This is a genomic window from Streptomyces sp. NPDC001902 (assembly GCF_042891295.1).
Classification (GTDB): Bacteria; Actinomycetota; Actinomycetes; order Streptomycetales; family Streptomycetaceae; genus Actinacidiphila.
Window position 1 is genome coordinate 494,079 of record NZ_JBIATA010000003.1, and the last position, 14,770, is coordinate 508,848.

The 14,770-nt window shown below is 76.3% G+C and carries 12 protein-coding genes and 1 pseudogene; 7 read left to right on the forward strand and 6 right to left on the reverse strand.

All coding sequences use genetic code 11. The features are described from left to right. Positions 1–457 precede the first annotated feature (457 nt). Positions 458–1,810 (reverse strand): enterochelin esterase, encoded by a 1,353-nt coding sequence (fes, locus tag ACFYYN_RS08500; RefSeq protein WP_500545168.1) that lies wholly within the window; start codon positions 1,808–1,810, stop codon positions 458–460. A gap of 172 nt (positions 1,811–1,982) precedes the next feature. On the opposite strand from fes, the gene ACFYYN_RS08505 reads away from it, so the two are divergent. The 3 genes from ACFYYN_RS08505 to ACFYYN_RS08515 all read left to right on the forward strand — a co-directional run bounded on the left by ACFYYN_RS08505 (position 1,983) and on the right by ACFYYN_RS08515 (position 5,554). After that, complete coding sequence (locus tag ACFYYN_RS08505) at positions 1,983–3,908, forward strand: DUF5107 domain-containing protein (RefSeq protein WP_500545170.1); 1,926 nt, start codon at positions 1,983–1,985, stop codon at positions 3,906–3,908. Positions 3,909–3,981: 73 nt separating this feature from the next. Further along, positions 3,982–5,052 (forward strand): RNA ligase (ATP), encoded by a 1,071-nt coding sequence (locus ACFYYN_RS08510; protein WP_500545171.1) that lies wholly within the window; start codon positions 3,982–3,984, stop codon positions 5,050–5,052. Positions 5,053–5,140: 88 nt separating this feature from the next. After that, positions 5,141–5,554 carry an SseB family protein gene (locus ACFYYN_RS08515; protein ID WP_499514843.1) on the forward strand — a complete coding sequence of 138 codons (414 nt, stop codon included), beginning with the start codon at positions 5,141–5,143 and terminating at the stop codon, positions 5,552–5,554. A 78-nt stretch (positions 5,555–5,632) separates the two neighbouring features. Here ACFYYN_RS08515 and ACFYYN_RS08520 read toward each other — a convergent pair whose 3' ends face one another. Both ACFYYN_RS08520 and ACFYYN_RS08525 read right to left on the reverse strand, forming a co-directional pair. After that, entirely contained in the window at positions 5,633–7,102 is a 1,470-nt protein-coding gene (locus ACFYYN_RS08520; RefSeq protein WP_500545204.1) for a bifunctional phosphatase PAP2/diacylglycerol kinase family protein, read from the reverse strand. Positions 7,103–7,213: 111 nt separating this feature from the next. Next, positions 7,214–7,594 (reverse strand): DUF2795 domain-containing protein, encoded by a 381-nt coding sequence (locus tag ACFYYN_RS08525; RefSeq protein ID WP_499514844.1) that lies wholly within the window; start codon positions 7,592–7,594, stop codon positions 7,214–7,216. Positions 7,595–7,746: 152 nt separating this feature from the next. Here ACFYYN_RS08525 and ACFYYN_RS08530 point away from each other — a divergent pair, with 152 nt between their 5' ends. Further along, the gene (locus ACFYYN_RS08530) at positions 7,747–8,007 is read left to right on the forward strand and encodes a DUF6158 family protein (protein ID WP_500321550.1); all 261 of its coding nucleotides are present in this window, start codon (positions 7,747–7,749) and stop codon (positions 8,005–8,007) included. A gap of 104 nt (positions 8,008–8,111) precedes the next feature. On the opposite strand, the gene ACFYYN_RS08535 is transcribed toward ACFYYN_RS08530, so the two are convergent. Then, the gene (locus ACFYYN_RS08535) at positions 8,112–8,273 is read right to left on the reverse strand and encodes a hydrophobic protein (RefSeq protein WP_500321549.1); all 162 of its coding nucleotides are present in this window, start codon (positions 8,271–8,273) and stop codon (positions 8,112–8,114) included. Positions 8,274–8,439: 166 nt separating this feature from the next. On the opposite strand from ACFYYN_RS08535, the gene ACFYYN_RS08540 reads away from it, so the two are divergent. Together ACFYYN_RS08540 and ACFYYN_RS08545 are read left to right on the forward strand one after the other, a co-directional pair. Continuing rightward, complete coding sequence (locus ACFYYN_RS08540) at positions 8,440–9,675, forward strand: aminotransferase class I/II-fold pyridoxal phosphate-dependent enzyme (protein WP_500545172.1); 1,236 nt, start codon at positions 8,440–8,442, stop codon at positions 9,673–9,675. A gap of 74 nt (positions 9,676–9,749) precedes the next feature. Further along, a pseudogene (locus ACFYYN_RS08545) lies at positions 9,750–10,067 on the forward strand (ABC transporter permease subunit); the annotation flags it as partial. 733 nt (positions 10,068–10,800) lie between these two features. Here the strand turns inward: ACFYYN_RS08545 and ACFYYN_RS08550 are convergent. Both ACFYYN_RS08550 and ACFYYN_RS08555 read right to left on the reverse strand, forming a co-directional pair. Continuing rightward, positions 10,801–11,469 (reverse strand): DedA family protein, encoded by a 669-nt coding sequence (locus ACFYYN_RS08550; RefSeq protein WP_500545173.1) that lies wholly within the window; start codon positions 11,467–11,469, stop codon positions 10,801–10,803. Continuing rightward, positions 11,466–12,248, reverse strand: a complete 783-nt coding sequence (locus ACFYYN_RS08555) for an MBL fold metallo-hydrolase (RefSeq protein WP_500359758.1) — start codon at positions 12,246–12,248, stop codon at positions 11,466–11,468. The genes ACFYYN_RS08550 and ACFYYN_RS08555 overlap by 4 nt, the downstream gene beginning before the upstream one ends. A gap of 155 nt (positions 12,249–12,403) precedes the next feature. Here ACFYYN_RS08555 and ACFYYN_RS08560 point away from each other — a divergent pair, with 155 nt between their 5' ends. Further along, complete coding sequence (locus tag ACFYYN_RS08560; RefSeq protein WP_500545174.1) at positions 12,404–14,620, forward strand: phage holin family protein; 2,217 nt, start codon at positions 12,404–12,406, stop codon at positions 14,618–14,620. Positions 14,621–14,770: the final 150 nt, after the last annotated feature.

Here is a 14,770-nt window from a genome sequence, read left to right on the forward strand (position 1 = left end):
GTCGGCCTGGGCGGATACGCGGGTGCGGGGGAGGGGTCGCGCGGCAAAGCGGCCCGGTCGTGGGGCACATCCGTCGCCGTCCCGGGCCGGTACGCGTCCCCGCAGCGGCCGTGCCGCGCCCGGGTCGTCACCGCCCCCGGCGCGAGCGGGCCGCGCCGCCGCGTGAGGCCGGCTCCGTGCCTGCCCGGACCGATACGTGGTTGCGGGGGAGGGGCCACGCGGCAAAGAGGCCCGCTCCTGGGGCACTTCCCGGGCCCGGGCCGCGCCCGGGTCGTCACCGCCCCCGGCGCGAGCGGGCCGCGCCGCCGCGTGAGGCCGGCTCCGTGCCTGCCCGGACCGATACGCGGGTGCGGGGGAGGGGCCACGCGGCAACGAGGCCTGGCCATGGGGCACTTCCCGGGCCCGGGCCGCGCCCGGGTCGTCACCGCCCCCGGCACGGGCGTGCCGCGCCACCGCGTCAGACCGGCTCCGTGTCGGCCGGGGCCGATACGCGGGGGCCGGGGAGGGTGCCCGGGAAGGGGCCGCGCAGCAAGGAGGCGAGGCCGTGGGCGAGTTCCTCGCGCCAGCACAGGTAGTCGTGCCCGCCGTTGTACTCGTGGTGCGCCACCTCGTAGCCCTGGGCCAGCAGGGTGTCCCGCAGCCGCCGGACCACGGCCGTCAGGCCCCATTCCTGCAGGCCCGCCGACAGGTGGAACCGCACCGGTCTTCGCGCCAGCGACGCCACGCGCCCGGTCAGCCACTCCTCGGGCAGGGCTCCCGCGCGCCGCCCGGCCGGCCACCAGAAGGCGCCGGACTGGGCGAGCACGTTCCCGAACCGCTCGGGCCGGCGCAACGCCGCGTACGCGGCGGCCAGTCCGCCGAGGCCCTGGCCGGCGACGACCGTGCGTGCCGGGTCGCTGCTGACCGGCCACCGACGCGCGGCCCAGGGCAGCAGTTCACGCGTCAGGAAGGCCACGAAGCGGTCGTCGCAGGTGAGTTCGCGGCGCCGGGTGTCGCTGTCCAGCGCGTCCGGCATCAGCGCGACGAGCGGGGGCAGGGCGCCGGCCGCCACGAGCCCGTCGAGCAGCGCCGAGACGTCGAGGTGCTGCTGCCACACGTCCCCGTCGAGCAGCACCACCACCGGCAGCCCGGCGAGGTCCTCGTAGCCGGACGGGGCGTAGGCCCACACACGGCGCCAGTTGCGCAGGTGAGCGCTGCGCATGGTGTGGACGGAGACCTCGCCCACCGGCGTCCCGGGCCGGTTCCGCCCCGCGCCGAGCGGCGCCGGTGCCGCGGGGAGGGCGACCACCGACAGCGGCTCGGTGCCCCAGCGGGTGGGGAAGTCCGCCCGGTTGAGCGGGTCGCGCCGCGGGTTCCGCCGCAGTCCGCGCAGGTACGCCTGGCCCTTGGGCCCCGACGGGGCCACGCCCGCGCCGTCGCCCTCGTCCACGCAGAGCGCGTACGTGGCGCGCCAGTCGGCCCGCATCCTTATCGTCCAGTGCCACACGTCCGTGCCCGGCACGCGCGACATCAGGTTGCCGGCCAGGTCGTCAGGGTCGAGCACCTGGTTGGGCAGGGCCAGTACGGCGCGCGTCGCGGCCGTGCCGCGCCACAGGAAGGTGACCGCGGCGTGCCCGGGGTCGCCGTCCAGGCGCTCCACCAGTGGTGTCCCCTCGGCCTCCACGGCCCGCCAGAACTCGGCCTCGCGCTCGGGGCGGGCGGCGAGCGCCGCCAGCCGCGGACTGTGCGCGCGTTCGACCGGGGCGGGACGCGGAACGCGGGGCGCGCGCGAGGGCGTGCCGTTCGGCGGGCTCCACAGCGTGGACAGCATGATCGGCAAACCCTCCCGGACCTGTCCGACGGCAAAAGAAGGTCAAAATGACGTTCACCATATATTGAAGTCCGCACGCGGCCCGTTCCGTGAGGTCCAAACCCCTGACGGCGCAGGCCGAAAGGGGGTTCCATGTCCTCACCCGACCACCGGTGACAGAGAGAGGGACCTCTTGGCCACCACCGTGCGACGCACCACCCTCACCCTCCCGGCCAGCCCGCTCGGCCCGGAGAACCCCCTGCCCGCGCTCCGCGCGTCCGGGGACCCGCACGTCCTCGACCCCGCCGAGAGCGCCGCGCTCCCGCCCGGCATGGCCCGGCGCATCGCCTACGGGCAACTGCGCACCCTGCTCCCCGTACCGCGTCTCGACGGCTACACCCGCGAACGCGTGCCCACCGCGCTGGACGCGGTCGTCCTGGAGAACGACCGGCTGCGCGCCACCGTCCTGCCCGGCCTCGGCGGCCGCCTGTACGCGCTGCACCACAAGCCCACGGGCCGTGAACTGCTGCACGCCGACCCCGTCCTGCAGTACGCCGACTTCGGCCTCGCCGGCGCCTGGTTCTCCGGCGGCGTCGAATGGAACCCCGGCGCCACCGGGCACACCACGCTCAGCTGCGCCCCGCTCCACGCCGCCCGCGTCCCCGCCCCCGACGGCGGCGAGATGCTCCGCCTCTGGGAGTGGGAGCGGCTGCGCGACCTGCCGTTCCAGATCGACCTGTGGCTCCCCGAGGGCTCCGACTTCCTCTACGCGGGAGTACGCGTCCGCAATCCTCACCACCGGACCGTTCCCCTCTACTGGTGGTCCAACACCGCCGTACCCCAGACACCTGGCACCCGCGTCGTCGCACCCGCCACCCACGCCTGGCACTTCGGCGCCTCCCGCACCCTCCAGCGGGTGCCCGCCCCCGAGGCGCCCACCGCCTCCGAGCACCCCGCGGACTGGTTCTACGACCTGCCCGACGGCACCCGCCCCTGGATCGCCGCCCTCGACGCCGACGGCCGCGGCCTCGTGCAGACCTCCACCGACGCCCTCGGCGGCCGCAAGCTCTTCGTCTGGGGCCGGGGTCCCGGCGGACGCCGCTGGCAACGCTGGCTCGCCGGGGACGAGGGCGACGCCCCGGGCTACCTGGAGATCCAGGCCGGACTCGCCCCCACCCAGCTGGAACACCTCCCCCTGGCCCCGGGTGCCGCCGTGAGCTGGCTGGAGGCCTACGGCCCGCTGGAGACCGCTCCCGGCGCCGGTTCCCGCGCCGTGGCGGAACGGCTGGAGGCGGTCCTGCCGCGCGAACAGCTGCGCGCTGCCCACGAGGCGTGGCTGCCCGCCGCGGACACCGAGCCCAAGGACGTCCTCGCCACCGGCTCCGGCTGGGGTGCGCTGGAGGTCACCCGCGGCCGCTTCGACCTGCCCGGCACGCCCTTCGCCGCCGACACTATGGGCGAGCGGCAGAAGCCCTGGCTGGAACTCCTGCTCGCCGGGGTCTTCCCGCGGCTCGGCGAGGACTCCGTCCCCGGCCCCGCGCTCGTCTCCCCGGAGTGGCGGGAACTGCTGGAGACCGCGGCCACCTACGAGGGCAACGGCTGGGCTCTGGACTACCACTTGGGCCTCGCCCAGTGGCACGCAGGTGACCGCGCCCAGGCCGTGCTCAGCTGGGAACGGGCCGCCGCGGGGTCGGGTTCGTGCCTGCCGCTGCACTGCCTGGCCGTCGCCGACCAGACCGACGGCAATCCGGAGCGCGCCGCCCAGCGCCACCTCGACGCCTTCCGGGCCGTCCCCGGGGGCGACGCCTGGGAAACCGCCGCGGGGGCCCTGGCCCGCGAGGCCGTACCGGCCCTCCTGGCCGCCCGCCGCCCCGGCGACGCCGCCGCCGTGCTGGAAGCCCTGCCCGGCGCCCTCCGCGCCCGCGGGCGCTTCCGGCTGCTGCACGCCCAAGTCCTGCTCGCCGCGGGCGACGTCGCGGCCGCTCGGGCCGTCTTCGACGAGGGCTTCACCGTCGACGACCTCAGGGAGGGGGAGGAGTCGCTGCACACCACCTGGCAGGCCCTCACCGACGAACCGCTGCCCCGGGCGTACGACTTCCGGATGGCACCGGCACCCTGAAAAACCGTTCGCCCGCGACGCGCGGCACCCCGCACAGTGGTGCGATCCACGCACCACCACGAGGGGGAACCCGATGTCGACGCTGCGCGTCACGGCCGAACGGCTCACCGTCCACGACCACCCGAACGCGGACGCCCTGGAACTCGCCCAGGTCGGCCTCTACCGGGCGGTCGTGGCCAAGGGCGCCTACCGGACCGGTGACTTCGCGCTGTACATCCCCGAGCAGTCCGTGCTGCCTTCCGCGCTCATCGACGAGCTCGGCCTGACCGGACGGCTCGCCGGCCCCGCGGCCGACCGCGTCAAGGCGGTGCGGCTGCGCGGCGAGCTGTCCCAGGGCATCGTCTGCCGCCCGGCCGCGCTCGAGGGCACGGACCTGGCGCGGGCCGCCGGCGACGCCACCGACTTCGCGGAGCTGCTCGGCATCACCAAGTGGGTGCCGCCGGTCCCGGTGTCGATGAGCGGCGACGTGGAGTCCGCGCCGGACCTGCTGCCGTGGATCGACATCGAGAACGTCAAGCGCCACCCCGGAGTGTTCGGCGAGGGCGAGCCGGTCGCGATCACCGAGAAGCTCCACGGAACGGCCTGCTGCCTGACCTACCTCGCCGACTCGGGACGTGTGCTGGTCACCTCCAAGGGGCTGGGCGCCCAGCGCCTCGCCCTGAAGGAGGCCGACGGCAACCTCTACTGGCGCGCCGTCCGCGGACACGGCCTGCCCGACGTCGCCGCGGCCCTCGCCGGCCGGCTCGGCGCCACCCGCGTGGCGATCTTCGGCGAGGTCTACGGCGCCGGTGTCCAGGACCTCGGCTACGGCGCCGACGCGGGCCGCGGCACGCCCGGCTACGCGGCCTTCGACGTCGCCGCCGAGATCGACGGGGCGGTCCGCTGGCTCGACCCCGCCGAGGTCCTCCCGGCCGGGAGCGTGCCGTTGGTGCCCACGCTCTACCAGGGCCCCTACGACCTCGACGTCGTCCTGGAGCTCGCGCGGGGCGCCGAGACCGTCTCCGGCCGCGCCCTGCACCTGCGCGAGGGCGTCGTGGTCCGGGCGGCCCCCGACCGGCACAGCCCCGAGCTCGGCGGACGCGCCGTCCTCAAGGCGGTCAGCGACGCCTACCTCACCCGCAAGGGCGGCACCGAGTACGAGTGACACCCGCGGAGCACGCATGACCGTTCCCCCGCTGGGTACGCGCAGCCCCCGAGCCACCCCGTACGCAAGCAACGGAAAGGGAACGGCCATGACCGATTTCACCACTCCGAACGGTGCGCAGCCCCCGGCACAGCGTGCCCTGCACGAGATCGCCACCGGCGGTGACAACGCGGCCGCGCTCAGCACCCTGGCCGCCAGCGACATCCTGCTGCCGGTGCCGGGGGCGCCGGAGGAGTCCGCGGGGGACGGGGCGGAGCAGGAGACGATCAGCCTGCCGGTCTTCGAGCAGGAGGACGGGACGAAGCTGGTCCCGGTCTTCACCTCGGAGGTGCGCCTGGCACACGCCCTGCCGAACGCGCGGGGGTACCGCATCCTGCCCCTCGCGGCGCTGAGCAGCGGCTGGCCGTCCGACGAGCTCACGCTCGCGATAGACGCGGGATCGCCGGACACCCTCACCATCAAGGGCGAGGGCGTCCGTGCGCTGGCAGGCCTGTCGGGCTGACCGACGGCCGTCCGCCCACCCGCGCGTGCCACGCGGGCCGCGCCCCCGGGGAGCGCGGCCCGCGTCGTGCTGCCTGGGTCAGAGCGGCCGGTAGACGGTCAGGGCCTCGTTGGCCTTGTCGATGACCAGGTCGCGCGGTGCGGGCGCCACCTCGCCGTCGAAGGCCAGGCGGACGCCGGGGTCCACGCCGCCGATCCGCAGCCGCCGCAGCAGGGCCGTGGTGGAGCCGGTGAGGGCGGCCGCGAGCAGACGGGTGCGGGCGTAGGGGCTGCCGGGGACGATGCGGACGTCGAGCTGCCCGTCGGACAGGGCACGGCGGCGCAGCGGCGCCGGGCCAATGCTGCGGTAGGCGCCGTTGCCGGCGAAGAGCATCCACACCGAGTGCCGACGTCCGTTGATCTCCAGGTCGATCGGGGCGGAGGTGCGCAGCACGTGCAGCGCGGCCAGCACCCCCGCGGGCCAGCTGCCCACGCGCCGCGACCAGCGTTCGCGGTAGCGGACCAGGTCGGGGTAGACGCCGATGCTGAAGGTGTTGAGGAAGACCGTGGACCGCGCGGACCCGTCCTCCTCGCCCGCGGCGTCGCCGGTCGGGGAGACCCGCGCGACGTCGACGGCGATCGCGGTGCCCTCCCGGGCCGCCCGTGCGGCGTCCTCGATGCTCTCGATCGACAGGTCGAGCGCGAAGTGGTTGTACGTGCCGCCGGGGGAGACGAGCAACGGCACACCGTGCCGCAGCGCGACCGACGCGGCGAGGCTGACGCTGCCGTCCCCGCCGTGGATGCCGAGCGCGCCGCCGGCCTCCGCGGCCTGCTGGGCGGCCTTCTCCAGCATCTCGGCGAGGTCGTCGTCCTCGGAGCACTCCTCGACCACGGCCTCGGGCAGCGCGCCGCGCAGCCGCTCGGCCGGCGGGCCGAGCAGCGGCGGAGGGCCGGAGACCTCGTTGACCACCGCGTACAGCCCACGGCCGTCGGGCAGGGCCGGGGCGTCGGCCCGGGGGGTGGGGGGCACCGCCAGCTGCCGCCCGGTGGGGACCAGGCCGCGCACGGCCAGGGCCGCGCCCGCGCCGAGGGCCATCCCGGCGGCGACGTCGCTGGGGTAGTGCACACCGGTGTAGATCCGGGAGAACGCCACCGACCAGGCGACCGGCAGCACCACGGCGCCCCAGCGGGGAGATTCCAGGGCGACGCCGGCGGCGAACGCGGCGGCCGACGCGGCGTGGCCGGACGGGAAGGACGTGGTGCCGGGCTGTCGCGACAGCCGGCGCATCACCGGCACGGCGTCGAGGACCGGGCGGTTGCGGCGCACCGCGCCCTTGCCGACGGTGTTGACCACCGCCGACGCCACCGCCAGCGACGCGGCGCCGCGCAGGGCGGCGCGCCGGCCGGTGCGGCCGCCGACGGCCGCGATGCCGGCCGCGACCCCGAACCACAGCAGCCCGTGGTTGGCGGCCTTGCTGAGCCGCGGCAGCACCGGCTCGGCGGCGGGCCACGAACGGGTCGCCACGTTCAGGAATAGCTCCTTGTCCCATGCGCTCAGGATCCGGCGCACAACGGCTACCTCCACGATCGATCGATTCCCGGACGGTGCGGTCGGTGCGGGCGCGCGGCGCGCGGGGCCGGTGGACCGGCCCCGCGGCCCGCGTCGCGGTCGTGCGGCCCGTCAGGCCTCCGGGCGCATGCCCAGCGTCCGTACGACTTCCTGGACGTTGGCGTACCGCCGGTTGTCGCCGGGGAGTCCGTCCACCAGGTCGGTCAGGGGGTCCGGCGCGTGCCGGTCGCGCAGGGCCCGCAGCAGGTCGCCGCGCCGGGCGGGGAACGGCTCCCGGGTCAGATGCCTGCCGAGCTCGAACCGCACCGCCGTGCCCTCGGGGGCACCCGCCCAGGCCGGCCCGGTGCCGACCTCGGGGTCGTCGTCGGCGGCGGGTTCGGGGTCGTGCCACTCCTCGACCCGGGTGGAGTGCCCGGAGCGCAGCAGCTCGCGCAGCTCGTGCTTCATCTCGTCGTCACGGTGGACGCTCAGACGGTCGCTTCCTCGTTGCACGGTGGCTCCTTTCCTCAGGGGTCAGGTCTCTCCATCGTCTACCCGGACCAGGGGTCCGATGCCTGTTGAATGCCCACAGAAGCGGATGAATCCCCGCACCGGGGGTACCAAACGGGCGAGGTGACAGGAGGCGAAAGGAAGGTGCGCGACCCATGAGCCGCTACCCCGGCGGGGTCGACCCCGCAGACCTGGACGAACGACAACTGGTGCAGGAACTGGAGTCGGTCCACCGGACCCGCCACGAGACGCTGCTCTACGGCTCCGGGGCGGCCCTCGACGCCCACAACTCGCGGATGGCGGCCCTGGAGGGCGAGTACCTGCGCCGTCATCCCCATCGGATGGTCTCCGCCGGCCGTACGCGGGCCGGGGCGAGGGCCCGGACCCTGCGCATGCCGGTCCAGGCGCAGCAATAGCGGACCGGGCGAGGAGACCTCGCGGATCCGGGGCGCGCGGCCCCCCGACGGCCGCCGCACGTCTCGCCGCCGTACGCCTCTCCTGCCGCTCGCGGTCGCGTCCACTACCACCGGTACCAGCGCGAGCCGCCGGAACCGCTCCGTGCCACGAATCCGAGCAGCCACAGCACCAGGACGACCAGAGCGGCCCACCACAGGACGTCGACCGCGAAAGCCGCGCCGAACAGGACGAGGGCCAGTAGCAGGACGACGAGCAGCGGGACCATGGGAACACCTCCTGGATTCCGGTTGCCCTGGATTCCCGGTGGCACGCAGCGGGATTCGCGCGCCCCGGCGGCGGGAGCGCGGAGCGCGTGCGAGGGTGGCGGCGGGGGCCGGGCCGTGCGCCCGGTCGCCGGATCCCGCCGGTCACCGATCCCACCGGAGGTACGGATGCAGCGGACCTCACCGCCGGCCCCTGCCGGGCGCCTCGCGCGGGCCGGTCTGCGCCCCGACCCGGGGTTGCCGGTGCCGCCGTACTGGGCGGAGCGGCTGTCCGCGGGCATGCCGGGCGGTGCCGTGCCGGGGCCGCCCGGGGGCGGTGAGGCGGTGCTCGCGGCCGCCGCGGGTCACTGGGAGCGCCGTGGGCTCGCCACGACCGCGGCCGACACCGTCGCCGCGCCGGGCGCGGAGCCCCTGCTGCTGGCGCTGCTCGCCGCGGTGGACGGCGACGTCGTGCTCGCCAGGCCCGCCGCCGCCTGGCAGGCGCCGCTGGTGCGGACCCTGGGCCGGCGCGCCACGACCGTGCAGACCCCCGCGGTGGGCGGCGGCGCACCCGACCCCTTCGCCCTGCTGGAAACGGTACGCCGGGCCCGCGCGGAGGGCGGCGACCCGCGCGTGCTGCTCATGTCGGCCGCCGACGACCCCAGTGGGACGGTGACGCCCCCGGAACTGCTGCACGAGGTGTGCGAGGCGGCCGAGCAGTGCGGGCTGCTGCTGGTCTCCGACGAGACGTACGCCGACACGGTGCACCATCCGCACGAGACCGTGCTGCTCACCCCCGCCGAGATGCTGCCCGGCCGGACGATCGTCGTCGTGGACCTGTGCGCCGCCCTGGCCCCGCCGTCCTGGCCCGTGGCGATCGCCCGCTTCCCGGCCACCGCCGAGGGCGCGCGCCTGCGCGCCGCCGTGGCGGACCGCTGCGCCGGGCTGCGCGCGGTGCTTGCGGAACCGGTGGCCGCCACGGCCGCCCACGCGCTCGCCGAGGGCACGGACGTCCGGGCCCATCTCGCCGCCGCCACCCGCCTGCACGCCGCCCTCGGCGCCGCCTCGTACGTGGCGGTCACCCGTGCGGGCGCCTTGTGCCGCCCACCCGAAGCGGGCTTCCACCTCTACGCCGACCTCGGCCCCCTGCGGCACGCCCTGGCAGCCGCCGGCGTCACGGACGCGCCGACCCTGGAGGCCGCCCTGTCCGCCCGCCTCGGCCGCCCCGTCCCCGGCGGCCACCGCTTCGGCGACGACCCGTCCGCCCTCCACGTCCGCATCGACACCGGCCCCCTCCACGGCACCGACGACCGCCAGCGCCACGCCGCCCTCACCTCCGCGTCCCCCCTCGAACTCCCCCACGTCGCCGCGGCGTTGTCCGACCTCGAATCCGCGATCACCGGCCTGGCCAGGGGCGCCGCCTGAGCCTCGCTGGTGACGGTGACGGCTCGCCCGCCTCCCGGAGGACGCCGCGCGCGACTTCGCCGAGCGGGCCGCCCACCGCGGTCGTGCTCGTGCTCGTCGCCCAGATCGCCCACGGCCTGGTGACCAACCCCTTCTACCAGTGGGACCGCTTCGCGTACTGGTTCGTCCGGCCGTTGATCCTGGACGGGCTGCTCATCACCCTGGAGGTGGCCGCGTACAGCGCGGTGCTCGGCCTGCTCGGCGGGATCGCGCTCGCACTGGCCAGGCTCTCCGGCAGCCCCGTGCTGCGCGCCGTCAGCTGGACGTACACCTGGCTGTTCCGCTCGGTGCCGCTCATCGTCGTGCTGCTGTTCCTGTACAACTTCAGTGCGGTGCCCGCCGGCCCGGGCTTCCGCGGCGTACCGCGGCGCGACGGGTGCGCTGACGTGACGGCGTGGAGATCGCTCCGCGCCGGTGCCGCGACCGAGGTCGTCTGGCCGGGCACGAACGCGGGGCCGTCCGGGGCGAGTTCCGCGAAGCGGCTGTCCCCCTGGGGGCGCGGTGTGCGTGCGGGCGGGTTCGGCACGGAGCCGCTGCGGGCGCGGTGAGGCCGGCCCAGGGCGCGCGTGGCTGCTGCGGCAGGGGCCGTCAGCGCCGTGCGCCCGCGCGGGCCCCCGGGCGGCCGGGGTGAGGCAGGTGTGACCCGTGGGTGCCGACCCGCGGCCGTAGGGGCGCCGGCTGCGGGGCGGTGCCATCCGCCTTCCCAGGCACCGTTGCGCAACCGCGCAACCGCCGCAGGCCCGGTGCCCTGACGACGGCGCGTACCGGGGCCCGCTGCCGCGCTCTCAACGCTGGTAGGCCGCGAGCGGCGCCCTGAAGTCGGGCCTGGATGGCGGGGCTACATCCGTGGACGACGGCGGGTCCGGGGGACCCCCGGGAGGCGGTCGGTGGCCAGGGTGTCGTCGGGGGGTGGTGTGAGCGCCTTCGGTACGGAGCCGGCGTGGGCGCGCGTGGCGGCCGGGGGTGTCGTCCGACCTGATGACGAGCGGCGTTTGGGCCGGATCGTTCGGGGATCGGCGAGCATTGTGCGCCCGGCCGGCCGAAGGGGCGGCCGTGGGTCCGGAAGCACCCCCCGCCGGGAGGCGGTCAGTGGCCGGGGTGTTCGGCCGGGGTGTCGTCGGGGGTGGCGGAGGTGGCCCTGAGACCGCGCAGGCGGCGCCAGAGCTGGGGGGCGGAGGCGATGAGCAGGGTGAGCGCGACGGCGAGCAGGACGCCCTGCCACGGCTCGGGGAAGAGGGTGCCGCCGAGGATGCCGATGAGCTGGTAGGCCGCCGCCCAGGCCAGGCAGGCGGGGACGTCACCGCGCGCGAAGCGGCGGACGGGCATCTCGGCGAGCAGGCAGGCGACCATCACCGGGATGCGCCCGGCGGGTATCAGGCGGGACAGGACGAGGACGGCGACGCCGTGGTCGTCGAGCCGGCGTTGCGCGTCGGCCAGGCGTGCGGGATCGGCGCGTTGCTGGAGCTGCCGCAGCCAGCGCGAGCCGTTGCGGGAGCGTACGCCGCGGTGGCCGAGCAGGTAGAGGCCCATGTCGCCGAGGAAGGCGGCGCCCGCGGCGACGACGAAGACCAGCGCCAGGGAGAAGGGGGCGGTCTGGTGGAAGGCGACGACGGCGGCGCTGCTGACGAGCGCGCCGGTGGGCACGACCGGCACGAGCGAGCCGAGCACGACCAGCAGGAAGAGCGAGGGGTAGCCGACCACCTGGCCGGTGGACTGGGAGGAGGTCTGCTCCGCGAGCAGGGTGAGTCCGCTCACCTGGCGGCCTCCAGCAGCATGCTCTCGCCGTGCTCCAGCCGGTGCACCGCCACCGCCGGTGCCAGCTGCCCGGCGAGCCGGACGAACTCCTCGCCGGGGGCGTGGAATTCGTGAGGGCGGACGGCGTCCATGCCGATCGGCCAGTACGTCCCGTAGTGGATGGGGACGGCGGCGCGCGGGGCGAGCCGCGCCAGGGCCCGGGCGGCGCGCCCGGCGTCGAGGTGGCCGGTGCCGAGGAACGGTCCCCAGCCGCCGACGGGCAGCAGGGCGGCGTCGCAGGGGCCGACCTCGTCCGCCATCCCGTCGAACAGCCCGGTGTCCCCGGCGAAGTAGGTCCGTTCCTCGCCCACCAGCACGTAGCCCAGCGCGGGGGAGCGGCGCGGCCCGTACGGCAGGCGCCGTCCGTCGTGCGCGGCGCTCACCACGCGTACCGTCAGCGCGTCCACCTTCACCTCGTCACCGGGGGCGACCTCGGTCAGCTCCAGTCGCCGGTCCGCCGCGAGCCGCCGCAGCCGGGGTACCGCGGCGGGGGCCCCGCGCGGCACCAGTACCCGAGTACCCCGGGAGAGCCGGGCCAGCGAGCCGGTGTGCAGGTGGTCGGCGTGCAGGTGGGAGATGACGGCGACGTCCGCCAGGGCCGCGCCCGGCGGCGGGACCGCGCCGCGCCGCCTGCGCAGGTGGGCCAGGCGCGGGGCGAAGAGCGGATCGGTGAGCACGCGCACCCCCGAGTCCCGCACGGTCACCGTCGCGTGTCCCCACCAGGTGATCTCGACCGCCACTCGTGCCTCCTCGTCTCGCCCCGAGCCTATGCTCCGGCGCGCCCGCCGTGTGCCCCCGGTGCGCCGCGGGGCCCAGGGGGGACTGTGACAGTCTGGGGGTATTCGTGTTCGGGGACGCGCGGGGACGTGCGCAGACGTGAGGAGACGTGGAGAGGGTGGGCGTGCTGCGTCGGTGGCGGGCCGCCGGGGGCGCGATCGTCCGCGTGCTGGTCGTGTGGGCGGTGGTGACGGCGACGATGGCCGTGCTCGCCGGGATCCTGCCCGACTTCCGCATCCAGTCGCCCGGCGGTGACAGCCCCACCCGCATCGCGGTGACGGCGGCGGCCGCCGCCGGTGCCTTCGGTCTGCTGAGCGCGCTGGTCTGGCCGGTGCTGGTCCGGGCCGTGCTGCTGGTGCCCGCGCTGGTGCTGGGCCTGCTGGTGTTCTTCCTCAACGGCTCGCTGCTGCTGCTCGCCTTCCGCTTCACCCCCGACTGGCAGGGTGACATCGCGCCGGCCACGGCCGTGGTGATCGCCGCCGTGATGTCGGCGGCGTCGTCCGCGACGAGCACGACGCTCGCCATGCGCGACGACGCGGCGTACGGCCGGCGCCTGGCGCGCCTGGCCGGCCGGCGTCGCGGGGGCGCGGGCCACGACGCCGCCGGCGCGGACGGCCCGCGGGAGCCGGGCTTCGTCTTCGTCCAGCTGGACGGCGTCGGGCACGACGTGCTGCGCGAGGCCGTGCGCCCGGTGACGCGCAAGGGGAGGCTGCGCCCCCCGGCGATGGAGACCGTCGCCGACTGGCTCGACGGCAGCCACCGCCTGGTGCCGTGGACCACCGACTGGAGCAGCCAGACCGGCGCCAGTCAGCTGGCCATCCTGCACGGCAGCAACGAGGACGTGCCCGCCTTCCGCTGGTACGAGAAGGAGACCGGGCAGGTCATGGTCTGCAACCGGCCCTCGTGCGCGGCCGAGCTGGAGCGCCGCGCGGTCGCCCGCACCGGGCGGGCGGGGCTGCTGGCGCCGGACGGCGCGAGCCGGGGCAACCTGTTCAGCGGCGGCGCCGAGCAGCTGGCGCTCGTGATGTCGGTGTCGACCCGCCGCCGGCGCTTCTCCGCCGACCGGCTCGCGATGGCACGGCTGCGGTCCCGGGCGGTCGGCGCCCCGGAGGGCGGCGATCCCGCGGCCGTCCTCGCCCGCGTCGGCGCCACCCGCTCCCGGACCGGCTACTTCGCGTACTTCTCCGACCCGGCGAACGCCGTGCGCACCGCCGCCTCCTTCGTCGCGGAGGTCGTCCGCGAGATCACCGAGTCCACCTCGGCGCGGCTGCGTCACGAGCGTCCCCGGGTGCGGCGCGGCGGCCTCTACCCCTTCCTGCGGGCCTTCGCCACCGTTGTCGAGCGCGACGTGGCGGTGGCGGCCGTCGTCGGCGACATGCTCGCCGGGCGGGGTGCCGTCTACGCCGACCTCGTCGCGTACGACGAGGTCGCTCACCACTCGGGGCCGCGCAGCCGGGACGCGATGCGGGTGCTGCGGCGTCTGGACCGCGCCATCCGCCTGATCGCCGACGCCTCCCGGTACGCGCCGCGCCCCTACCGGATCGTGCTGCTGTCCGACCACGGCCAGAGCGAGGGCGAGACCTTCGAGTCCGCGTACGGGCTGACCCTGCGGGACCTGGTCCGCGCGGGGTGCGGGCTGCCGGTGCGCCGCCGCGTGCGGGGCACGGCCAGCGGCGCCGAGGCGCGCGCGGCGGCCCGTGCGGCACTGCACCGCCCGGAGCACGGGGGCCGCGCGGGCGAGGAGCAGGAGACGGCCGGGCCGTCCTCGGACCCGGTGGTGCTGGCCTCGGGGAACCTGGCGCTGATCTCCTTCCCCGACCTCCCGGGGCGGGCGGACCGGCAGGGCGTCGAGGCCCGCCACCCGGCCCTGCTGCGGACGCTGGCCGAGCACCCGGGAGTCGGCTTCGTGCTGGTCCTGGACCGGGAGCGCGGGCCGCTGGTGCTGGGCGGGGACGGCGGCGAGCACGAGCTGGAGACGGGCCGGGTCACCGGCCGCGACCCGCTGGCGCCGTTCGGGCCGGGCGCGGCGGCCGCGGTGCTGCGCACCGCACGCTTCCCGCACGCCGCCGACCTCATGGTCAACTCGGCGTACGACCCGGTCACCCGGACCGTGCACGCCTTCGAGGAGCAGGTGGGCTCGCACGGCGGCCTGGGCGGCGACCAGAGCCGCGCCTTCCTGCTGCACCCGTTCGACCTGGACGGTCCCGATCCGCTGGAACGCCTGGTGGGCGCCGGGGCCGTGCACGAGCTGCTGGGCGGCTGGCTCGGCCGCAAGCCCCTGGCCCAGGCGCCCCCGGTCGAGGACGGCAAGGACGAGCAACCGGTCGTCGGCTGACGCGCGCCGCGCACGGGACTGGTGTCCGGCGCGGGTCTCCTTCGGGTGGACCGCACGGCCGCCGGGGGCGCACCGGCGCAGGCCCGCCACGTACGGGTGATTGACCTACGGGCGCCGCTGCTGGACGCTTGCCCGCGATCGATCGGACGG